Origin of the sequence: Exiguobacterium flavidum (assembly GCF_003344535.1) — a bacterium.
Lineage (GTDB): Bacteria > Bacillota > Bacilli > Exiguobacteriales > Exiguobacteriaceae > Exiguobacterium_A > Exiguobacterium_A flavidum.
This window is the reverse complement of record NZ_QPKS01000001.1, coordinates 327,753-350,169: the sequence shown is the minus strand read 5'-3', so window position 1 is coordinate 350,169 and position 22,417 is coordinate 327,753. Positions and strand designations below refer to the sequence as shown.

The following is a 22,417-nucleotide window of genomic DNA, read 5'->3' as shown; positions in this document are numbered from 1 at the left end:
GGAGGAAATCGTTTTGCCAGAATTACCAGAAGTGGAGACCGTCCGGCGCAACCTCGCGCGCTCGGTCTCAGGAAAGACGATCAGCCATGTCACGATTCGTCATCCGAAGATGATCAGAGGAATGGAGCCGTCGCAGTTCGTCGACGCGCTCATGCAGGAGACGATCGAATCGGTCGAGCGGCGTGGGAAGTTCCTGCTGTTCGCCTTCCGTAGTTTCTACCTCGTCAGCCATCTCCGGATGGAAGGGAAGTACTTCCCTTATCCGCAACGGGTTGAACCGGATAAGCACACGCACGTCATCTTCCGTTTCACGGACGGTTCCGAGCTGCATTACAACGATGTCCGGAAGTTCGGGACGATGGAGCTGCGCGACAAGGCGACTGCGATGGACGTCCCGCCGCTTGCGCAACTCGAGCGGGAACCATTTGATCCTGCTTTCACGCCGGATGTACTTGCTGCGAACCTCGCAAGGAAGAAGAAGAGTCCGGTCAAGACGGCATTGCTCGACCAGTCAGTCTTCCTTGGGCTCGGCAACATCTACGTCGATGAGACGCTCTTTCATGCAGGGATCCATCCCTTCACGAAATCAGGTCTGCTGACAACCACTGAAATCGAGCGGATCCATGCGCACGGCGTAGCCGTCTTGAAGAAGGCGGTCGAAGCGGGGGGAAGCACGATTCGGAGCTACGTATCGCCTGGCGGAAAAGGGGAGTTTCAGCTCCAGCTCGCCGTCTATGGACAAAAGGGAGTCAGCTGTCCGAATTGCGGCACCCCGATCGAGAAGACGAAGCTCGGCGGACGCGGGACGCACTATTGCCCGAGCTGTCAAAAGGAGCGGATATCATGAGAGTCGGGCTGACGGGCGGCATCGCGACCGGGAAGAGCACGGTTTCCCGCTATTTGCAGGAGAAGGGGATTCCCGTCGTCGACGCGGATGTGGTCGCAAGACGCGTCGTCGAGCCGGGGAAACCGGCCCATGCCGATTTGAAGAGCGCTTTCCCGGAAGCCTTTCATGGAGAAGAGCTCGACCGGGCGAAACTCGGCCAATTGATTTTTCACGATAAGGATAAACGGGAACTTCTCAACAACATCACCCATCCGTGCATCCGGGGCGAGATACTCTCGGACGCCGAGGCGGCAGAAGCGAATGGCGCGCAACTAGTCGTCCTCGATATTCCGCTGTTGCTCGAGGGGAACTGGCGAGAGCTCGTCGATCAGGTCGTCGTCGTCTATTGTCCTGAGGAGACACAGCTCGAACGGCTGATGAAACGGAATGGATTGACAAGAGATGAGGCGCTTGCGCGGCTCAAGTCACAGATGGCAATCGAGGAGAAACGGCAGAAAGCTGACGTTGTCCTCGACAATAGCAGTTCTCTTGAAAAACTATATGAAGAAATCGATAGATGGTTGAAAGAAATTTCATGACTTCATCGTGTGAGGCAAACATTCCCAGTTTGCCTCATTTTTTTCACATTTGATAATGAAATCGCTTACATTTCATGATATAGTTCTATACGTAAACGGAGCATTATCCGTCACATTGAAGGGGGATCCGAAATATGGGAGTCAAGGTGGCAGTCAATGGTTTTGGGCGTATCGGGCGGATGGTATTCCGCAAGCTGGTCGCCGAGGGGAAAAGTGAAGTCGTCGCAATCAATGCGAGCTATCCGGCTTCTACGCTTGCACATCTGATCAAGTATGACACGGTCCACGGGAAGTTCCCGTACGATGTCGAGATCGCAGAGGACGGATTGCTCGTGGACGGCAAGTTCGTCAAGATCGTCAGCGATCGGAATCCGGAACTGTTGCCATGGGGAGAACTCGGCGTCGACATCGTCGTCGAGGCGACTGGGAAGTTCAACTCGCTTGAAGGGGCAGGAAAGCATTTGAAGGCAGGCGCGAAGAAAGTCGTGATCACGGCACCGGCGAAAGGGGATCTCCGGACGATCGTGATGGGGGTCAACGATGGGGTCTACGACCATGCGACGGACGATGTCGTCTCGAACGCTTCGTGTACGACGAACTGTCTCGCGCCGGTCGTTCAGGTGCTCGACCGGGCGTTCGGTATCGAGTCCGGGCTCGTCACGACGGTGCATGCCTTTACGAACGACCAGAACAACATCGACAACCCGCACAAGGACCTGCGTCGCGCGCGTGCCTGCGGATCATCGATCATTCCGACGTCGACTGGTGCTGCGAAGGCGATCTCGCTCGTCCTTCCGCATCTCGAAGGGAAATTGAATGGCCTTGCGCTTCGAGTCCCGACTCCGAACGTCTCGCTCGTCGACCTCGTCGTCGAGGTGAGCCGTGAGACGACGGTGGCTGAGGTCAATCAGGCATTCGAAGAGGCCTCGCTCGGTCAACTTGACGGTATACTCGGCATCACGATGGAGCCGCTCGTCTCGATCGACTTCAACGGTGAAGAGCGTTCAACGGTCGTCGACGGACTTTCGACGATGGTCATGGGAGGCCGTCAGGTGAAGGTTCTCGCGTGGTACGACAATGAATGGGGCTATTCGTGCCGCGTCGTCGACCTCGTCCATCTCGTCGGTGCTCATCTTGAAGCGGCGAACGGTGCTCGGGAGCTTGAAGTCAATTAATTTCAGTTTAGGAATCGCTTGAAACCGAGGGTTTCGAGCGATTTTTATTTTTTGCTGAAAAATTTTTGGGTTTTTCTCTTGTACATCCATTTATTACTTGCTACAATTCAACTCGTGAACTTCAATCGGTCTGGCAATCGCAGCTTAAAGGGTTAGGACCTCTCTGGACTAACTTGCCCCCGTGGGTGCGAAGACTCAGGCGCAAAGTAAGTGATCAAATTACTTTGAAGACCATTGAATGTAGGGGGGATCCGACTATGGATACTATGGGAAAACATATCATTTCAGAACTTTGGGATTGCAACACTGACAAATTGAACGACATGGAATACGTTGAGCGCTTGTTCGTCGACGCTGCACTTCAAGCAGGTGCGGAAGTACGCGAAGTAGCATTCCACAAATTCGCGCCACACGGCGTAAGCGGTGTCGTCATCATCTCTGAATCGCACTTGACGATTCACAGCTTCCCGGAGCACGGTTATGCATCGGTTGATGTATTTACTTGTGGGGATCGCATCGATCCGGCAATCGCAGCGAAATACATCGCTGACGGCTTGGATGCAAAAATCCGTGAGAACGTAGAAGTTCCGCGCGGTATGGGACCAATCAACGTTCCGGAAGCAGTCGTCCAGCACGTAAACTGAACAATACAGGCACCATCGGGCTCTCGCTGAAAGCGAGGGCTTTTTTCTGCTCCCGCGCTCTGTTATTCTTAATAGTAGAAGAAAACAGGAAAAGGTGAATAGAATGGGTCTGAAGGAACGGCTTCAACGCCAAATCGAAACGACGGATACACACAAGAACAAACTGCTTCGCACGCATTATTACGCAGCGACGGTCGAGATGCTCTTCACCGGGCTCGAGAAGGCCGTCATCAAAAAAGGCGGGAATGTCCGCCGCAAGAACGCCGAGCGGGGGGAGTTGTCCTTCGAAGCGGAAGGACTTGATGGACTGGCGACGGTCGTCACGGTAGCACCGGGACGAACCGCGGTCGACCTGTTCCTCCATCGCGAAGGCCTGCTCGGTCCGGATCTGCTTCAATGGGTAGAGGCGATCTACAGTGAGCTCGATGCTTCGTACCGGCTGAAGATGATCGGTACGCAGGAAGTCAATTGAATGGAGGTATGTGATGCGCTGCCCAGCCTGTAACTATAATGGCACGAAAGTTCTCGATTCGAGGCCTGTCCAAGATTCGACTTCGATCCGGCGCCGCCGGGAATGCGAATCGTGCGGCTATCGCTTCACGACATTCGAGACCGTCGAACAGACGCCGCTGATCATCGTCAAGAAGGACGGCACGCGGGATGAATTCAGCCGTGATAAAATCATGCGCGGACTCGTGCGCGCATGTGAGAAACGACCGATTTCCGTCGAACAGCTCGAGACCGTCGTCAGCCGGGTCGAGAAGGCGCTTCGTGCAACGGGTCAACAGGAGATTCCAAGTGACCAGGTCGGTCGTCTCGTCCTCAACGAGCTGGCTTCCGTCGATGAAGTGGCATACGTCCGTTTCGCGAGTGTATATAAGCAGTTCAAAGACATCAACGTCTTTTTCCAGGAGTTGACGGACCTCATGGAACGGCATCACGAAGATGAAAGAGAAAACCGTCTCTGACCTGTCGAGAGGCCAGCCTGATTGACAAGGCGGGCCTCTCTTTTCAACAAGAGCTGGAAAGGAAGGACATCATGCTAGAACGAGAATTATCCGGAACCGACCTCTGTCTGATCATCAGCAACGGGGTCGTCGACCGCGAAGCCTATCAATCGCTTTATTATCTCTATCAACCGATCATCGGTGTCAAGGCACTTGGCCTCTATCAGACGTTTTGGAGTGAGATGATTCCCGGGAAGACGAAATCACAATACGTTTCGCATGCTGAACTCGGGACGCTGCTCGGCTTCTCGATCGACGAATTCAAAGAGGAACTGCTCAAGCTCGAAGGAATCGGTTTGATCCGGACGTTCGAGTCGAAGCAGGCGCAAGCTTACCGGTACGTCTATCAGATTCGGGTGCCGCTCGCACCGAATACGTTCCTGAATGATGGCGTGCTCTCGAGCCTTCTCTTCTACCGGGTCGGGGAGATTCGATTCCGGGCACTTCAAAACCGTTTCCGGACCGAGCCGTTGCCGAGCCATCTCGTCGATCGGACCGTCCGTTTCGATCAGGTGTTCGACGTCAAGGCGGGTCTTGCGTCTGCCCATCAGCCGAAAGCTTATGCGAAGCAGGAGAGAGCGGCTTACGAGTTCGATTATTCGTTCGACCTCGAGGAGATGAAGCGGCAGACGGATCGTTTCCTGCCCCGAAACTTCTACACGAAGTCGCTCGATCACCTGTTGCTGAAACTTGCTTACGTCACTCAATCGAACGAGGCGCTGATGGCTGAACTGTTGAACGCCCGTTTCCGGCACGAGGCCTACCTGCCGATGACGGACAGCGAGAAGCAAGAACGCTGCAAACAGATGATGCTCTCGGCGAAGCAGAAACTGAGCCGTCAGAAGAAGGCGAAGGTCATCGAGCGGGACGAGGTCGAAGTCGGTGATCTCCTGAGCCACGAGACGATGGAGACGACCCACCCGAAGTATTACGTGGCGAAGCTGAGAAAAGTAAAAGTCATATCGGAGCGGGACGAAGAGCTGATCCAGCAATTGATCATCGACTACGAACTGTCCTCTGGCATCGTCAACGCCGCTTATTATTATTGTCTCGAAGTGAAGAAGAGCAACCGCTTCAGCAAGAACTTCCTCTTGTCGATCGTCGATGACTGGAAGCAGCGAGGTTACCAGACGGCAGCCGAGGCGCTCGCGAAGACATCGGAGCAAGACGAACTGATCGCGAAGAAGCAGGATCAGAAACAGGAACGGGCGCGCCAGACCGTCGGAGGACGCGGACGCAAGTCGTACCAGAACAGTTCAAACGGACCGGCTCCGAAGTGGCTGCAAGAGGAGAAGGAAAAACAACTTGCATACGAGGCGACGAAAAAAGCGGATTTCGAGGCCGAGGTGCCGGATGATGAAGAGATGGCACGCATCCTCCGCGAGTTGAAAGGTAATTGAGGAGGAGTATCATGGAACATATCCATTCATCGATCGAAAAGATTTTGAACCGGCCGGACGTAGCGGAATCGGTCCGCCAAATCGAACAGCGGGTGCTCAGTCATCCCGGGGTCGTCATCTTCCTGCGCAGCCATCCTGAAATCGATCAGCGCATGATCGAGCGGGGCATGCTGAAGCTCAATGAGTACGCTGAGCAGATGGACGGGAACCGGATCATCCCGGAAAAGGCCGTCATCGAAGGGTATCAGCCCGTTTTGCATCTCGAGAAGGGGCAGATCACCGTCGCCTATGAAAAGACGGAAGAGACGCGCGAACGCGAGAATGAACGCGCTCTCGAAAAACGGTTCAAGAGTCTGTTCCTTCCGGACGAGGTTCGCGACGCGAATTTCAGTGACTTCGATCTGTCGACGACGGACCGGAAACTAGCTCTCCGTGCCGCGTCGCAGTTTTTGAACTCGATCCGGACGAAGCAGCCGGTGCGCGGTCTCTATCTCCACGGCAGCTTCGGGGTAGGGAAGACCTACTTGCTCGCTGCGATCGGCAATGCGCTCAAGAAGGAGAAGGTCGCTGCGATCCTCGTTCATGCTCCCGGTTTCGTCTCGGAGGCGAAGCGCCGCATCCGGACCGATAGTTTCGATTCCTTCCTTGAAGGATTCCAGACCGTCCCCGTCCTGTTGATCGATGACATCGGTGCGGAATCGATCAGTCCGTGGGTGAGGGACGAATTGTTCGGGATCATCCTGCAGTATCGAATGATGCATCGCCTGCCGACGCTGTTCAGCTCGAACTTGTCGTATGACGAGCTAGAGCTCCATTTCGGGATCACGAATGACGCAGGGGACAAGTTGAAGGCGATGCGCTTAATGGAACGGATTCGGACGACGACGAACCCGATCGAGTTTCTCGGAGAGAATCGACGTCGCTATTAAGAAATACTTGCCAAGGAACTTCCAGACGATTTATAGTTAGAAGTAAGTCAATCTGACAGATGCAGAGATTGAGGATACGATTCGCGAAAACGACCTAAAGCGAGAGAAGGACGGTGTGAGCTTCTCAGGTGACGGTTCGCCGAGTTACTCCCTCATAGCACGGATGGGGCCAATCCATCCGCGGAGTCACGCCCGTTACAGCGTGTTCGAGCCGTTTGCGCCAGGCGCATCGGGAACGAGGGTGGTACCACGAGAATGAAGACTCGTCCCTTTCATAGGGATGGGTCTTTTTTTATTGAAAAAGGGGGAACGTATCATGTCAAACATCGCATTAACTTTTCCGGATGGCGCCGTCAAGGAATTCGCGGCCGGTACGACGGCTGAAGAGGTAGCCGCATCGATCAGCCCGGGACTACGCAAGAAGGCGTTCGCTGCCAAACTGAACGGTGAAGTCATCGACTACCGCCGCCCGATCGAAGAGGACGGAAAAATCGAGCTCGTCATGCCTGACTCAGAAGACGGAATCGCGCTCATCCGCCATTCGTCTGCCCACTTGATGGCCCAGGCGCTCAAGCGTCTCTATCCGGACGAGGTGATTCATCTCGGAATCGGTCCGGTCATCGAGAACGGTTTCTACTATGACATCGACATGGAGCGCCGCCTGACGGAAGAGGACCTGCCGGAAATCGAGAAGATGATGAACAAGATCTCTGGCGAGAACCTGCCGATCGAGCGCGAAGTCGTCTCACGCGACGAGGCGCTCGCCATCTACAAGGAACTCGACGACCCGCTCAAAATCGAATTGATCGAGGACATCCCTGCGGATCAGCAGCTGACGATCTATCGCCAAGGCGAGTTCTTCGACCTGTGCCGCGGACCGCACGTGCCGGCGACATCGAAGTTGACGGTCTTCAAGCTGATGAGCATCGCCGGTGCCTACTGGCGCGGTGACTCGGACAACAAGATGCTGCAGCGCATCTATGGGACGGCCTTCGCGAACAAGGATCAGTTGAAGGAACACCTCCGCCTGCTCGAGGAGGCGAAGGAACGCGACCACCGTAAGCTCGGAAAAGAACTCGGCTTGTTCTTTACGTCGCAAGAAGTCGGCCAAGGTCTTCCGATGTGGCTCCCGAAAGGCGCATCGATCCGCCGTACTGTCGAACGCTATATCGTCGACAAGGAGCTCGAGCTCGGCTATGAGCACGTCTACACGCCGGTACTCGGTTCAGTGGAGCTGTATAAGACTTCAGGACACTGGGATCACTATCAGGACGACATGTTCCCGAAAATGGAGATGGACAACGAAGAGCTCGTCCTCCGTCCGATGAACTGCCCGCACCACATGATGATCTACAAAAACGAGCCGCGGTCATACCGTGACCTGCCGCTTCGTGTAGCAGAGCTCGGCGGTATGCACCGCTACGAGATGTCTGGTGCATTGACTGGTCTCCAGCGCGTGCGCTACATGGTGCTCAACGACGGTCACACGTTCGTCCGCCCTGATCAGATGAAGGACGAGTTCAAGGCGATCGTCCACTTGATCCAGGAAGTCTATGCCGACTTCGGCATCACGGACTACAAGTTCCGCCTGTCGTACCGTGATCCTGCCGACAAGGAGAAGTACTTCGACAACGATGCGATCTGGGAGATGGCGCAGCGTGAACTCAAAGAGACGATGGACGAACTAGGACTCGACTACTTCGAGGCAGAAGGCGAAGCAGCCTTCTACGGACCGAAGCTCGACGTACAGGTCCGGACAGCACTCGGCAAGGATGAGACGCTCTCGACGGTTCAGCTCGACTTCCTCCTGCCTGAGCGCTTCGAATTGACGTACAAGGGATCCGACGGTCAAGATCATCGACCGGTCGTCCTGCACCGCGGCGTCGTCTCGACGATGGAACGTTTCGTCGCTTACCTGATTGAGGAATACAAAGGGGCCTTCCCGACATGGCTCGCACCTGTCCAGGTGAAACTGATCCCGGTCTCAGGTGTCCATGAGGACTATGCCCGTGAAATCAAAGCGGCGCTCCTTAAGCTCGGCGTCCGTGTCGAGACGGATTTCCGGGACGAGAAGCTCGGATACAAAATCCGTGAAGCACAGGTCAACAAGGTCCCGATCATGCTCGTCCTCGGTGACAAGGAAGTCGAAGGCCGGGAAGTCAACATCCGCCGTTACGGCGCTAAGGATTCTTCGAACGCCTCGCTCGAACAGTTCTTGAGCGACCTGAAGGAAGAGATCGCGAACCGATCGAAGTGAATTGAGTTTTCCCAAGTGGTGCCGGTCTGATAGAGACCGGCACTTTTTTATGCTCCTTTTTTGATTTAGCATTCCGCGTCAATCAGTATTTGATTTAATGTAAACATAATTAAAAATAATCGAGAGAATGTTGATAGTTGGTGGAATAATCCTCCCGATTTGCCGATGAAGAAATAAGGAGGGGTTATGATGAATAGAAAAGGTTTGATTGTAGGATTGCTTGCGATGACGGTAGTCCTGACATCCGTGAAGCCGGCGGAAACAGCCACTGCATATCGGGTCTCGCCCGCAACGGAGCCGCGGGATGCGGCGATGAAAAAGTGGTCGACGTATAATGGAAAGACGAAGCAGCACTATATGTTAAGATCATATCTTGAAAAGCTCGAGGCGGATGGCGGCGGAACTTTGACACTCTCGAAAGGGACATACATACTTCCGATGCGAATGGCAATTCCTTCGAACACGACGATCGTTCTCGAAGACGGGGTCGTTTTGAAGAAGTCGATGGACACGGGGGGACCGGCCACACCGACGACGAGTGTGATTGAACTTGCTCCCCCTTCGGTCGTCCATGGCGGCAAGACGGTCGGAGGATACAATGGTTCGAAAAATGTGAAGATCATCGGAAAAGGAAATGCGACGATCGATCTGAATAAGGTGACGCGTGCTTCTGCTTTTGCGGTGGCCCATACGGATAATTTGAAAATCAGCGGCATCACAGTCAAAAACCAATTGGGGTCCCATTCGATTGAACTGGACGCTTCCCGCAATGCTGTGATCGAGAACATGAAGTTCATTAACGCAACAGCAGTTCCGAACACAGGACCGAACGAGGTGATCAATCTCGATACTCCGGATCCGGTGACGAAAGGATTTCCTTGGAAATGGTCGAAGCAGGACCGTACACCGAACGTCAATGTACTGATTCGGAACAACCTGTTCAAGAACGTCAATGCGGCAATCGGAACGCACCAGTATTCGGAGGGCAGACCGCACCAATCAATCAAAATCATCGGAAACACGATCGATGGGACGAAGGATCATGCGATTTGGATGACGAACTGGACGAAACCGACCGTGACGGATAATGTCATCAAAAATGTCAGGAAGGCGGACAAAAAGGCGATTGCCATTCTTGGACGCGGCGTCTCGAACCCGGTCATCCAGAGGAATCGCATCGAGCTTGCAGACCGGGCTATGCAGTTCCAGCCGATCCAGTTATATGGATTTCGTCCCGTCTACAACAAGATGACCGATGCCGAGAAGCTTGCGCTGCGGAAAAACACCGTAAACGGAACGGCGATCAATCAAATCGTCCTGTTCTCGAAGCTGAACGTCTACTCGACCGAGACGTCCGAACGATTCAATTTCATTCCTTGACAGTAATTCCAGAGAGAAGTATCCACCGACTTCCTTCAAGAAGGGGAACTCGGGTTTGTATTTTGCAGGGATCGGGAGTTTCTGCTTCGCGTCAGGGTTTAGTTTCGATTCTTCGTACAGACGGATCCGTTCTTCGAGCATCATGTTGTAGACGAAGCGCACACAACCGAACGTCTTCAGGAAATAGTCGCGTTGCGATTTCGTCGGGTACAGTCGAAATTTGTACGCCTTCAGCAAGACGATCACTCCTCTCCTTGTTGTCTCTCGATGTATCGTTTGATGGCGTCGAGCGTCGCACCACCGGTCGTCACGAGGCAGGAACTTCGAGACCAGAACATCTCGTTCCACAGTTGTTTCCTGACGTGCGGAAAATCCCGCTTGATCAGTCGGCTGCTCGCGCTCTTGTAGGCGTTCAAGAACTTTGACATCTCTGTGTTCGGTTAGTCTTTGAACCACACATGGATGGGGTCGCCGTCATGATTTCACTCGACGACTGTGACGTGGTAAGATTTACCGTTTCGTTCCCACGTCTGTCTCGCGAACTCTGAGATGGTGTCGTTGATCACCTTTCTTCTGTATTTGACCACTAGAACAAGGTAGGAATTCAGAAGGGAGACGGAATGTTTGTTCATATCCATTTCACTGATTACCAGTACGTTTATTCGTTAAACTGATTATACCGAACGTTAGTTCTTTTTTTCGAGATGGGCGAGAATTCTCCCTCCTACACTGGACTTCGTCCTGGGCGTTTAGAGATGGGAGAATTCTCGCCTAGTTTAGTTAAAAATGGAGAACTTCAAGAAACTTCTTGCCAAGCGGTAAGGTGATTGCTATTATTATCAAGTGTGTGAGCAACGTTCTATGAAAGCGGCTTGACACTTCGGTCTTGTAAGTGCTATGATAGCAAAGTGAAATGACAATCAAGCAGAAGCATCCCGCTTCTCACCATGTATGGAATGCCGTACTGGTCAATCATGATGCAACACGAGGATACACTTTTTTGTGGGATTCGTGTGCTTTATGAGTGTGGGCGGGAAAAACTGCCGACGCTTTTTTTATAGCGTTTTTTACTCATTCATTTTTCGTGCTCTGCACGATGGAGGTGCTAACCATTAGCAAAGATCTGTTAATCAACGAAAGCATTCGCGCCCGTGAAGTTCGTCTAATCGGTGCGGATGGTGCACAACTTGGAGTCCAATCACGCAACGAGGCGCTTCGCCTCGCGGAAGAAGCTGAGCTTGACCTCGTCATGGTCGCGCCACAAGCGACTCCGCCGGTTTGTAAGATCATGGACTACGGTAAATACCGTTTCGAGTTGCAGAAGAAGGACAAGGAAACTCGGAAGAATCAGAAAGTGATTCAGATGAAAGAAGTCCGTCTGAGCCCGACTATCGAGGACAATGACTTCCAGACGAAACTCCGGAATGCTCAGAAGTTCCTTGAAAAAGGCAACAAAGTGAAAGCAAGCATCCGTTTCCGCGGACGCGCAATCACACACTCGGAAATCGGGAAACGTGTACTCGACCGTCTTGCGGCAGAACTCGAGCCGTACAGCACGATTGAACAGAGACCGAAGATGGAAGGACGCAGCATGTTCCTAGTGCTTGCTCCTAAGAAAGAAGACTAATCGAAACGAAGTAGGAGGGAATCTCTCATGCCTAAAATGAAATCGCACCGCGGTGCTTCAAAACGTTTCAAACGTACTGGTACAGGTAAATTGAAACGCGGCCGTGCTTACACGAGCCACTTGTTCGGTAACAAATCAACAAAAGCTAAACGCCACTTGCGTAAAGCTGCAATCGTAACATCGGGTGACTTCAAACGCATCCGTAACATGATCGCGAAGTAATTCGCGCACAGATTTAGGAGGGAATTAATATGCCACGCGTAAAAGGCGGATATACGACTCGTCAACGTCGTAAAAAACAACTCAAATTAGCTAAGGGCTACTACGGCTCGAAACATACACTCTTCAAGGTAGCGAAACAGCAAGTCATGAAATCGCTCATGTACGCTTACCGTGACCGTCGTCAAAAGAAACGTGACTTCCGTCGCCTCTGGATCACTCGGATCAATGCGGCTGCACGTATCAACGGTCTTTCTTACAGCCGCATGATGCACGGCCTCAAGCTTGCTGGTATCGACGTGAACCGCAAGATGCTCGCTGATCTCGCAGTAACGGATGCAGCTGCATTCGCTTCACTCGCTGACACAGCAAAAGGAAAATTGAACGCTTAAGTTCAATGAATCGCCGGGGAATCTGATTCTCCGGCGTTTTTTGTTTTGTGGTAAAATGAAATAGTGAAGAACGGTGCGTTCGACGCGTCTCGTGCACATTTTTGATGAACAAAGGAGAATTACGGATGGACTGGGTAACACTTTTCGAAATGCAAGACCAGCTCGACAAACGAATACAGGCTGAACACGGCTTGAACGGCAATCAGTTCGATGATCGTCTGCTCGCCCTTCTGGTTGAACTGGGAGAGCTTGCGAACGAGACCCGTTGTTTCAAGTTCTGGTCGCGCAAAGGACCGGCACCGCAAGAGACGATTCTTGAGGAATACGTCGACGGTGTACATTTCCTGCTTTCTCTAGGACTGGCACTCAATCTCGAGCGCTCTTCGTTCGACGAGGGTGACGCTTACTTGACGGCGACGGATGGTTTCCTTGACGTCTATAATAAGACGAACGTCTTCGCGATCTCGCGTACAGAACAGAGCTATGAAACATTGATGGGAGCTTTTCTTGCTCTTGGGGCAACACTTGGTTTCACACAAGAAATGATTTTCGAAGCATACGTATCGAAGAATGAAGCGAACCACGTTCGCCAAGACAGCGGTTACTGAGGAGGAAAATCAGATGAATGAACAATTACATATGCTGAAACGCTTGACGGATGCGACCGGTGTTCCGGGGAATGAGAAGGAAGTGCGGGACATCATGCGCGAATATCTTGCGCCGCATGCCGACCGTTTCCACCAGGACGGGCTCGGAAGCTTGTTCGCGGAGCATCAAGGTGCCGGAGAAGATGCACCGCGCGTCATGATCGCAGGCCATCTCGACGAAGTCGGCTTCATGGTGACGAAGATCGACGACAAAGGCTTTCTCCGTTTCCAACCGCTTGGAGGCTGGTGGGGTCAAGTTCTCCTCGCCCAGCGTATGAACATCGTCACTTCATCTGGTGAAGTCATTCCTGGTGTCATCGGGGCGAAACCGCCTCATGTTTTACCACCGGAAGCGCGCAATAAACCGGTCGATATCAAAGATATGTTCGTCGATATCGGTGCATCCTCGAAGGAGGAGGTCGTGTCTTGGGGCATTCGTCCCGGCGACACGGTCGTTCCACATTGCGAATTTACTGTGATGAAAAATGAGAACTTCCTGATGGCAAAAGCCTGGGACAACCGGGTCGGCTGTGCAATCGCGATCGAGGCGCTCAAACGCCTGAAAGCGGACGGACACCCGAACACGATCCTATCCGGGGCGACCGTCCAGGAAGAAGTCGGAGTCCGCGGAGCGCAGACCTCTGCCAACATGTTGAAACCTACGATCGCATTCGCCGTCGATACGGGAATCCCTGGCGACACGCCTGGGATGACGGATCGCGAAGCGCTCTCGAAGCTCGGTGAGGGTGTGCAGGTGATCATGTTCGACGCGCGAATGATCGCTCATCGCGGTTTGATCGATTTCGTGACGAAAGTCGCTGACGAAGAAAACATCAAATATCAATTGGACCTGACGCCAGGCGGCGGCACGGACGCGGCGAGCTTCCACTTGTCGAATCACGGGGTGCCTTCACTTGCCCTGACCGTACCGATCCGTTACTTGCACACGAACGTCTCGATCATGCACAAAGCGGACTTCGAAGCGGCAGTCGACCTCGTCGTCGCCGTGACGAAACGCCTTGATGCTCAGACTGTCCAAAAGATTTACGAGGGGTAATCAGAATGAAGAAAATTTCTTCAGCAAAGAACGAAATCGTTAAGCAGTGGAAGAAGCTGTTGACGAAGAAGGGCCGGATGCAAACTGGACGTTTCCTCGTCGAGGGTGAACACCTCGTCGAAGAAGCACTCCGCGCGGGCGCAACCCGGGAGCTAATCGTCCGGGAAGGTTACGAGATTCCGCACGCATGGAAGGCGGACGAAATCGATGTGATCGAAGTGACTGAATCGGTCGCGGAAGCGTTGTCTGAAACAGAGACGGCTCAAGGAATCTTCGCTGTCTGTCAGATGAAATCGGATGCCGCGATCAGTAGAGGTTCCTACCTTCTGCTTGATCGCATCCAGGATCCGGGCAACGTCGGAACGATGATCCGGACGGCGGATGCCGCCGGATTCGCCGGTGTCATCATCGGTCAAGGAACGGTTGACGTCTTCAACAGCAAAGTGTTGCGTTCGACGCAAGGTTCGGTCTTCCACCTGCCGATCATTCAGATGGAGTTGACGGAAGCGATCCAAGCACTTCACGAAGAAGGTGTGAAGGTCATCGGGACTGCGCTCGAAGGTGCTGAACTTTATACAGGCATCGAAGCTGCGGGACCGGTCGGCTTGCTGATCGGAAATGAGGCCCAAGGAGTAGCGGCCGAATTGCTTGACCACTGTGACGCCAAGGCCTATATCCCGATTCGCGGGAAAGCGGAGTCGCTCAATGCGGCTGTCGCAGCAGGAATTCTCCTCTATCATTTTGCGCCAGCGGATTGATGGAAGGGCAACCTTCGTGCTAAAGTGGAACAAATGGATATCATGTGACGTTGAAGGAACAGAGTAGGCGATAGAAAGATCCAATCAGGGAGGACGAGCCGCAGACTGAAAGCTCATCCATGGATTTGTTCGCTGAATTCACTCCGGAGTCTTGCGAGAGATCGCAACGGGCAGCGCCCGATATCGCGCTCTAGAGGATTCTTTCCATGTGAGAGGATCGAAACAGGGTGGTACCACGATGAATTCGTCCCTTCGGCATTTGCCGGAGGGACTTTTTTTAATTTCTACGGAAAAGGAAGTGTAGATATGCGCGAGCAATTGGAGACATTGCAGCAAGAAGCGATCGGACTCGTCGAACAGGCGACGACGCAGAAGGAATTGAATGATGTTCGCATCAAGTATTTGGGGAAGAAGGGGCCAATCACGGAAGTATTACGTGGGATGGGCAAGCTGTCGGCGGAGGAACGTCCTGTCGTCGGTGAGATCGCGAACAGCGTCCGCGGAGCGATCCAGGAACGCCTCGAAGCCCGTCTTGAACAGGTCAAGGAAGAGGAAATGGCTGCGAAGCTCGCGTCTGAGACGATCGATGTGACACTTCCGGGACGCATCAAGCGCGTCGGACGTCCGCACTTGCTCCAGCAAGTGACCGATGAGATGGAGGATATCTTCGTCGGACTCGGTTATACGATCGCAGAAGGTCCGGAAGTCGAACAGGATTTGTTCAACTTCGAGATGCTCAACTTGCCAAAAGATCATCCGGCACGCGACATGCAGGATTCGTTCTACATCACGGATGAGATCCTGATGCGTACGCATACGTCACCTGTCCAGGCGCGGACGATGCTCGCTGCGAAAGGTGCGCCGATCCGCGTCATCTGTCCGGGGAAGGTCTATCGTCGGGACGAGGACGACGCGACGCACTCTCACCAGTTCATGCAGGTCGAAGGGCTCGTCGTCGGTGAGGAGATCTCGATGGCAGACCTGAAGGGGACGCTCGAGGCGTTCGTCAAGCGCATGTTCGGTGAGGCACGTGAGATCCGCCTCCGTCCAAGCTTCTTCCCGTTCACAGAGCCGTCTGTCGAAGTCGACGTCTCATGCTTCAAGTGCGGTGGTAAAGGCTGCAACATCTGTAAACAGACAGGTTGGATCGAGATTCTCGGCGGCGGCATGGTTCACCCGCACGTCCTCGAGATGGCAGGATATGACAGCACGGTCATGTCCGGTTTCGCCTTCGGGATGGGAATCGAACGGATTGCGATGCTCAAACACGGCGTAGATGATATTCGCCATTTCTATACGAATGACGTTCGCTTCAGCGAACAGTTTTAAGGGGGAATCTGGATGTTAGTCTCAAAAAAATGGTTGAATGAGTTCGTCGACGTCAGCAAGCTGTCCGGTGAAGAGTTGGCGGATCTGATCACGAAGAACGGGATCGAGGTAGAGGGTGTCGACGTACGTGACGTCGAGTTGAAAAACATCGTCGTCGGGCACGTCCTGTCGAAGGAGAAGCATCCGGAAGCGGACAAGTTGAACGTGACGACGGTAGACATCGGTGAAGAAGAGCCGGTCCAAATCGTCTGCGGCGCGCCGAACGTCGATGCGGGACAGCACGTCATCGTCGCTCGGGTCGGCGCACGCCTGCCGGGCATCAAGATCAAACGGGCAAAACTGCGCGGCGTCGTCTCGGAAGGGATGATCTGCTCACTTGAAGAACTTGGATTTGAGAAGAAGTACATCCGCGAAGACGAACAGGACGGCATCCACACGTTCCGTGAACCGGTCACTCCTGGGCAGGACGTCCTCGAGCTGCTCGGGCTGCACGACGAGGTGCTTGAACTCGGATTGACGCCGAACCGTTCCGACTGCCTCAGCATGTATGGCGTCGCGCATGAGGTGGCGGCGATCCTGCAGACGAAACCGTCATTCTCCCCGGTGAGCGTCAACGAAGAAGGCGAGAAGACGAACGTCTCAGTCAGCCTCGAGTCAGAGGAATGTCCGTTCTACGCGGCGCGTGAAATCACGGGCGTGACGATCGGCGAATCGCCGGCTTGGCTGAAGAACCGACTGATTGCGAACGGCATCCGCCCGATCAACAACGTCGTCGATGTGACGAACTTCGTCCTGCTCGAAACTGGACAACCGCTCCATTCGTTCGATGCCGCGAAACTCGGTGAAAAGATCGTCGTCCGTCAAGCGGCGGAAGGTGAGCGTTTCGTCACGCTCGACGAAGTCGAACGGACACTTGACCCGTCGATGCTCGTCATCACGGACGGCGTACGTCCGGTCGCGCTTGCCGGCGTCATGGGCGGCGCGAACACGGAAGTCGATCAAGCGACGACTTCGATCATCCTCGAGTCGGCCTACTTCGCACCGGCTTCCGTCCGTAAGACGAGCCGCGTGCTCGGTCTCCGTTCGGACTCGAGCGCACGCTTCGAGAAAGGCGTCGATCCGAACCGCGTCCTTCTCGCGCTCGACCGTGCTGCCGGTATGATCGCAGAACTTGCAGGAGGACGCGTACTCGCAGGGGTCGCACAGGCAGGTTCACTGAATACGGAAGATCGTCTGATCGAGGCGAGCGTTTCTTATATCAATCACCGCCTCGGGATGGAGTTGCCGGGCGAGCTGATGCGCGAATTGCTTGAGCGCCTCGGGCTTGGTGTCGAACTGTCGGGCGATGCGTTGACAGTGAGCATCCCTTCGCGTCGCGGGGACTTGACGATTCCGGCGGATCTGTCGGAAGAAGTCGCACGACTGTATGGCTATGATGCGCTCGAGTCGCGCCTTCCAGCCGAAGCGAGCCGCGGTTATCTGCCGAAGCGCAACATACAGCGCCGTCTCGTACGCCGCACCCTTCAAGGAGCTGGACTCTCGCAAGCGATCACGTATTCGTTGACGAGCGAAGAGCGGGCGATGCAGTTCAACGAACAACAGGACCTGCATGCGGTCAAGCTCGCGATGCCGATCAGTGAGGCGCGTTCGACGCTCCGGACGTCGATCATCCCAGGTCTTTTGGAAGTGGCACAGCACAACATCGCCCGCCAGCATGCGGATCTCGCGTTCTATGAACTCGGAAGCGTCTATCTGCAACGGGATGCTTCCTTCGAGGAGCTCCCGCTCGAACAGGAGCATATCGCAGGCGTCATGACGGGACTTCAGGAGCAGCATCGCTCACAAGGCGTCCTCATCAAAACGGACTTCTTCGTCGCGAAGGGAATCGTCGAGACGCTCGCTCGCGCGACCGGTTCGTCTCTTACGTTCGAGGCGGCGGTACGTCGCTCGATGCACCCGGGACGGACAGCGAACGTCTTGAAGGATGGCAAGGTGATCGGCTTCGTCGGTCAAGTCCATCCGGTCCTCTCGAAGGAGCAGTATGGCCTGAAGGAAGTCTACGTCTTCGAGCTTGAGGCATCTGCCTTCTCGAGTGATGCGACCGTTCTGTATGAAGGAATCAACCGTTTCCCATCGACGAGCCGCGACCTCGCGATCGTCCTCGGACGTGACGTTCCGGCAAGCGACGTCGAGCAGGAGATTCGTCAGGCGGCAGGCCCGCTTCTGAAGCATGTCGAGTTGTTCGATGTCTATACAGGTGAAAATGTCGCAGCGGACAAGAAATCGTTCGCCTTCTCGCTCCGTTATCAGGACGCAGAGCGTACGCTCGTCGACGAGGAAGTGACGGCTGCCCATACGGCGGTCACCGACGCGCTCGTCGCTCGCTTCGACGCTGAACTTCGCGGTTGATCGGCCTTTGCTTTTCAGAAACATCCGCTACTATCAGGACGAAAGCATCTGCCTTTCGTCCTTTTCCTGTTATCTCGAATAGGTGGATAGCCGTCTGTCTCCTGAAAAACATGTGGCATATATAATATGCAGGAGAGTAAAAATGTTAGAAATACATCAAAGACGTTACAGCGATTCAAATAGAGGGTAATTTTCGGAAGAGCGGACTTTTTCCTATACAGTGTTTGATAGACAGTAGCCGTAAAGGAAATCAACGAGCAGACCTCGAATAGGATGGATAGGATAATGTGGCGCTGATTCATGAACAGCGTTCAGATAACGAGACAGACCGAGAGACGGAAGGGAAGATGACACCATGAGGCGCAAACGATTAGCAACCCTCTTGCCAGGGCACGATGTGACAGGAAATCCATGGGTGACAGGGATAGAGACGGATTCGAGGCGGGTGACGGAAGGTGACGTCTTCGTATGCATCCGCGGTTATACGGTGGACGGGCACCTCTTTGCGGAGGACGCGGTCGAGCGTGGCGCAGTCGCGGTCCTGTCCGAGATACCGTTGCCGCACCTCACTGTCCCGAACATCGTCCTTGTCAGTACGAAACAGGAAATCGGTCGCCTCGCGAGTATCTTCTATGATCATCCGAGCCGCCGCATGCGAGTTTACGGCGTGACGGGAACGAACGGGAAGACGACGACGACGAAGATGACTTATGATTTGTTCCGCCTTGCCGGACGAGTCAGCGGCATGGTCAGTACGACGGGGGCGGTATATGCGTCGAGAGAGCTCGACACACCGAACACGACGCCTGAAGCGGTCGTCCTTCAACGCATACTCGCAGATATGGTCGAAGCAGGTGTCACGGACTGCGTCCTCGAGGTCTCATCCCATGCGCTGATCGAAGGGCGTGTCGAAGGAATCTCCTTCTATGCTGCAGCATTCACGAACCTGACGCATGACCATCTCGATTATCATGCGACGATGGAGGAATATGCGGATGCGAAGGCACTGCTCTTTAGGCAAGTCGAGTTGACGAGCGGAGAGGCTATCGTCTTGAACGAGGACGCTGAGGCGAGTGAGGTGATGCGCCGCGAGGCTCCTCGGACCCGCGTCGTATGGTACGGGACGTCCGGTTCATCGAAAGCGGATTGCGTCGTGACGTGGGACGGGGATGGAGTGACTGTACGCAAGGATGGTAAGACCGGGCAAGCAAAGGTCCATTTCCTCGGTGACTTCAACGCCGCTAACATCGCGGCAGCGAGTGCGCTCGCTTCGACGGGGGAGTTGACGTTCGAGCAGCTGCTCGAAAACATCCCGAAACTGACACTTCCGACCGGGCGGCTCGAACGGGTAGACTTCGAGCAATGCGAGATCTATATCGACTACGCCCATACGCCGGACGGTCTCGATAAGTGTCTGAAGGCGCTTGATTCGGATGACATGGAGCTCGTCGTCGTCCTCAGCGCCGCAGGAGACCGTGACCGGACGAAGCGTGCCGAGATGGGACGGATCGCAGGAGCGTATTGCAAGGAGGTCATCGTCACTGTCCACGACGCAAGGTCGGAGGATCCGAACCAGGTGATCGATGACCTGATCCAAGGGATTCCGGAAGGCGTCAAGACGTCGTCCTATCCGGACCGGACCGATGCTTTGCATCATGCGGCACAATATGCGCTTGCCGGACGCCGGGTGGTCGTGATCGGGAAAGGGCACGAACGCGTACAACGAATCGGGCAGGAGACGATCCCGTTCAATGAGGCGGAGATCATCTTGAATGAACTGCACCGTCTGCGCGGACAGGAGCCTGCCGTCTGATTCGGATGATGATAGGAACGTAGCTTTTCTCAAGGTGCTGAAGTGTTCAACTGCAGACAGAAAAAAGTCGGAAATTCGCCGAACCTCTGTTAAAAGAGAAGGGCGAATTTTCGACTTTTGATTCATGTACGTCATCGTTTGATCTTTGAAGCGATTCCGACTGCTTTCTTCGTGTTCGCGAAATGGCGCTTCGTATAACGGGCCAACTGCTCTTCGCCGATTCGGCGAATCAGTTTCGCTGCCGCTTCGTCCACTTGTCTGCCAGCTCCTTTTGGAATCGTGATGCCCGCTTCGCTGCTCAGCTTGTCCATCTCTTTCAGGAAGATGGCCCGGGCGATGATCGATGCGGCGGCGACTGCGACATGCAAACCTTCTGCCTTCGTCGAGAAATGGAGCAGGTCTTTGACTTGGCGTGTCTCACCGGATATATGTTTCAAATAGACGGAACGCTCCGCGAACTGATCGATCAGGATCGCGTCGGGCTTATCCTCGAGCCGCTCGAGCAGTCCTCCGAGTGCCGCGTTGTGGAGGATGGCCGTCATCTTCCCTTGGGTCATCGTTCTTTGCATCTCGTTATAGCGAGGGTTATCGAGAATCTTGAATTCATACGGAATGACGGAATGCAGGTCGCGGGCGATTTTACGAATCTCGGTATCATTCAGAGCCTTCGAGTCCCGCACGCCGAGCTCCCGGACGAGTGCGATTTTCTCTTTCGGCACATAGGCCGCGACGACGACGAGCGGACCGAAGAAATCGCCTTTTCCGACCTCGTCGCTGCCGACTACGGACCAATTCGCGAAGCCTTCAGGGAGTGACCCTGACGGTGTACTCGTTTTTTTAGGAAGGGCAGTCCCATACTTCGCTGCTTCGGACTCTGCGGCATTTCCCTGGAACATCACTTTTCCGGAATTATAGACAGTAACGACGCAACCGGGCACTTTCGCCTGGAAACGCGCATGGGGCGGGGAGTTTACTTTGCCCGTGGCATACGCCGTCATGATTTCATCTTGGACGGCTGTTGGTAATTGAAGTACGACTGTGGCCATGCATCTCATCCTTTCGGAACTAGCATACCACCTGATCAGCATTCAGTGGACTTCTTTTCCTATTTCAGAATTGATGGTACTATATGAAGGAAGCAAAGGTTGGGGAGGAGAAAAAATGGCTGATTCAGAAGCACTGAACCGAACGACGATCCATATCGCAGGAAGCGACTATACGATCGTCGGAACGGAGTCGCCCGAACACGTTCGTGAAGTAGGTCTCCTCGTGGACACGAAAATCCGTGAAATCCGGGACCAGGCACCGCAACTCGACGTCCGGCAGATCGCCGTGTTAGCTGCGCTTAACATCGGGAGTGACTATTTAAAAATAAAAAAGAATTTGGGTGACGCGTAAAGATGGTGACTTTCATAATCCTTCTGCTGCTTGCGCTCGGAGTCATGACGGGGGTACGCCGCGGATTCATCCTGCAGGCGGGGCATCTCCTCAGTCTGATCATCGCATTCCTCGTGGCGATCACGTTCTACGACGATCTTGCAGAGAAGTTCAAGCTTTGGATTCCATATCCGTCGACGCTCGACGATGCAGGTATCGACCTGAAGATGTTCGATGTCACGCAGGCCGGAAGCCTCGATGATATCTTCTATAAGGTATTCTGGTTCATCGTCCTGTTCTTCGTCACGAAAATCGTCCTTTCGATCATCCTATCGATGTTCGATTTCCTGACGAATGCGCCGATCCTGAAGCAGCTGAAGGGGCTGCTCGGAGGAGTGCTCGGGTTCATCGAGATGTACATCTTCGTATTCTTCCTGCTGTTCCTTGCTGCTTTCGTTCCGGTCCAATCGGTTCAGGACGCGCTTGCGGACTCAGGGCTCGCGAACTACATCGTCACGAACACACCGCTGCTCGCGGACTGGCTGATGGAAAAAGTAGGTTTGACAAACTAA

22 protein-coding genes and 2 pseudogenes are annotated in these 22,417 nt (G+C 54.1%); 21 read left to right on the top strand and 3 right to left on the bottom strand.

Annotated features, from left to right (window positions below; all coding sequences use genetic code 11):
* Positions 1-13 precede the first annotated feature (13 nt).
* The 10 genes from mutM to DFG60_RS01690 all read left to right on the top strand — a co-directional run bounded on the left by mutM (position 14) and on the right by DFG60_RS01690 (position 10,217).
* Positions 14-847 carry a DNA-formamidopyrimidine glycosylase gene (gene mutM, locus DFG60_RS01735; protein ID WP_114569995.1) on the top strand — a complete coding sequence of 278 codons (834 nt, stop codon included), beginning with the start codon at positions 14-16 and terminating at the stop codon, positions 845-847.
* The gene (gene coaE / locus DFG60_RS01730) at positions 844-1,425 is read left to right on the top strand and encodes a dephospho-CoA kinase (RefSeq protein ID WP_114569994.1); all 582 of its coding nucleotides are present in this window, start codon (positions 844-846) and stop codon (positions 1,423-1,425) included. The genes mutM and coaE overlap by 4 nt, the downstream gene beginning before the upstream one ends.
* 134 nt (positions 1,426-1,559) lie before the next feature.
* Positions 1,560-2,600 carry a glyceraldehyde-3-phosphate dehydrogenase gene (locus tag DFG60_RS01725; RefSeq protein WP_114569993.1) on the top strand — a complete coding sequence of 347 codons (1,041 nt, stop codon included), beginning with the start codon at positions 1,560-1,562 and terminating at the stop codon, positions 2,598-2,600.
* Between the two features lie 257 nt (positions 2,601-2,857).
* Positions 2,858-3,244 carry an adenosylmethionine decarboxylase gene (gene speD, locus DFG60_RS01720; protein ID WP_114569992.1) on the top strand — a complete coding sequence of 129 codons (387 nt, stop codon included), beginning with the start codon at positions 2,858-2,860 and terminating at the stop codon, positions 3,242-3,244.
* Between the two features lie 103 nt (positions 3,245-3,347).
* On the top strand, positions 3,348-3,716 hold the full coding sequence (locus DFG60_RS01715; protein WP_114569991.1) for a hypothetical protein: 369 nt from the start codon (positions 3,348-3,350) through the stop codon (positions 3,714-3,716).
* A gap of 13 nt (positions 3,717-3,729) precedes the next feature.
* Positions 3,730-4,212 carry a transcriptional regulator NrdR gene (gene nrdR / locus DFG60_RS01710; protein WP_114569990.1) on the top strand — a complete coding sequence of 161 codons (483 nt, stop codon included), beginning with the start codon at positions 3,730-3,732 and terminating at the stop codon, positions 4,210-4,212.
* A gap of 71 nt (positions 4,213-4,283) precedes the next feature.
* Complete coding sequence (locus DFG60_RS01705; protein WP_114569989.1) at positions 4,284-5,651, top strand: replication initiation and membrane attachment family protein; 1,368 nt, start codon at positions 4,284-4,286, stop codon at positions 5,649-5,651.
* An 11-nt stretch (positions 5,652-5,662) separates the two neighbouring features.
* On the top strand, positions 5,663-6,580 hold the full coding sequence (dnaI, locus tag DFG60_RS01700) for a primosomal protein DnaI (protein WP_114569988.1): 918 nt from the start codon (positions 5,663-5,665) through the stop codon (positions 6,578-6,580).
* Positions 6,581-6,896: 316 nt separating this feature from the next.
* Entirely contained in the window at positions 6,897-8,837 is a 1,941-nt protein-coding gene (gene thrS / locus DFG60_RS01695; RefSeq protein WP_114569987.1) for a threonine--tRNA ligase, read from the top strand.
* A gap of 189 nt (positions 8,838-9,026) precedes the next feature.
* Positions 9,027-10,217: a glycoside hydrolase family protein gene (locus DFG60_RS01690; RefSeq protein WP_232818580.1), complete on the top strand. Its 1,191-nt coding sequence runs from the start codon at positions 9,027-9,029 to the stop codon at positions 10,215-10,217.
* Between the two features lie 27 nt (positions 10,218-10,244).
* Here the strand turns inward: DFG60_RS01690 and DFG60_RS01685 are convergent.
* Positions 10,245-10,454, bottom strand: a pseudogene (locus DFG60_RS01685) (helix-turn-helix domain-containing protein); the annotation flags it as partial.
* Positions 10,455-10,459: 5 nt separating this feature from the next.
* Positions 10,460-10,855 (bottom strand): annotated as a pseudogene (gene tnpA, locus DFG60_RS01680) (IS200/IS605 family transposase).
* Between the two features lie 458 nt (positions 10,856-11,313).
* On the opposite strand from tnpA, the gene infC reads away from it, so the two are divergent.
* The 9 genes from infC (at position 11,314) to DFG60_RS01635 (ending at position 20,468) form a co-directional block, all read left to right on the top strand.
* Complete coding sequence (gene infC / locus DFG60_RS01675) at positions 11,314-11,844, top strand: translation initiation factor IF-3 (RefSeq protein ID WP_114569985.1); 531 nt, start codon at positions 11,314-11,316, stop codon at positions 11,842-11,844.
* A gap of 27 nt (positions 11,845-11,871) precedes the next feature.
* Positions 11,872-12,066: a 50S ribosomal protein L35 gene (gene rpmI / locus DFG60_RS01670; protein ID WP_114569984.1), complete on the top strand. Its 195-nt coding sequence runs from the start codon at positions 11,872-11,874 to the stop codon at positions 12,064-12,066.
* Positions 12,067-12,095: 29 nt separating this feature from the next.
* Positions 12,096-12,455, top strand: coding sequence for a 50S ribosomal protein L20 (gene rplT / locus DFG60_RS01665; protein WP_114569983.1), 360 nt, complete (start codon positions 12,096-12,098; stop codon positions 12,453-12,455).
* A 125-nt stretch (positions 12,456-12,580) separates the two neighbouring features.
* The gene (locus DFG60_RS01660; RefSeq protein WP_114569982.1) at positions 12,581-13,063 is read left to right on the top strand and encodes a dUTP diphosphatase; all 483 of its coding nucleotides are present in this window, start codon (positions 12,581-12,583) and stop codon (positions 13,061-13,063) included.
* A gap of 13 nt (positions 13,064-13,076) precedes the next feature.
* The gene (locus DFG60_RS01655) at positions 13,077-14,159 is read left to right on the top strand and encodes a M42 family metallopeptidase (RefSeq protein WP_114569981.1); all 1,083 of its coding nucleotides are present in this window, start codon (positions 13,077-13,079) and stop codon (positions 14,157-14,159) included.
* A 5-nt stretch (positions 14,160-14,164) separates the two neighbouring features.
* A complete protein-coding gene (locus tag DFG60_RS01650) occupies positions 14,165-14,917 on the top strand; it encodes a TrmH family RNA methyltransferase (RefSeq protein WP_114569980.1) in 753 nt (250 codons plus the stop codon).
* A gap of 306 nt (positions 14,918-15,223) precedes the next feature.
* Positions 15,224-16,246 carry a phenylalanine--tRNA ligase subunit alpha gene (gene pheS, locus DFG60_RS01645; protein ID WP_114569979.1) on the top strand — a complete coding sequence of 341 codons (1,023 nt, stop codon included), beginning with the start codon at positions 15,224-15,226 and terminating at the stop codon, positions 16,244-16,246.
* Positions 16,247-16,258: 12 nt separating this feature from the next.
* On the top strand, positions 16,259-18,655 hold the full coding sequence (gene pheT, locus DFG60_RS01640; protein ID WP_114569978.1) for a phenylalanine--tRNA ligase subunit beta: 2,397 nt from the start codon (positions 16,259-16,261) through the stop codon (positions 18,653-18,655).
* A 355-nt stretch (positions 18,656-19,010) separates the two neighbouring features.
* Entirely contained in the window at positions 19,011-20,468 is a 1,458-nt protein-coding gene (locus DFG60_RS01635; RefSeq protein ID WP_114569977.1) for a UDP-N-acetylmuramoyl-L-alanyl-D-glutamate--2,6-diaminopimelate ligase, read from the top strand.
* A gap of 131 nt (positions 20,469-20,599) precedes the next feature.
* Here the strand turns inward: DFG60_RS01635 and rnhC are convergent, their stop codons facing one another.
* Positions 20,600-21,514, bottom strand: coding sequence for a ribonuclease HIII (gene rnhC / locus DFG60_RS01630; protein WP_114569976.1), 915 nt, complete (start codon positions 21,512-21,514; stop codon positions 20,600-20,602).
* Positions 21,515-21,629: 115 nt separating this feature from the next.
* On the opposite strand from rnhC, the gene zapA reads away from it, so the two are divergent.
* Both zapA and DFG60_RS01620 read left to right on the top strand, forming a co-directional pair.
* Positions 21,630-21,866, top strand: a complete 237-nt coding sequence (gene zapA, locus DFG60_RS01625; RefSeq protein ID WP_114569975.1) for a cell division protein ZapA — start codon at positions 21,630-21,632, stop codon at positions 21,864-21,866.
* Between the two features lie 2 nt (positions 21,867-21,868).
* Positions 21,869-22,417 carry a CvpA family protein gene (locus DFG60_RS01620; protein WP_114569974.1) on the top strand — a complete coding sequence of 183 codons (549 nt, stop codon included), beginning with the start codon at positions 21,869-21,871 and terminating at the stop codon, positions 22,415-22,417.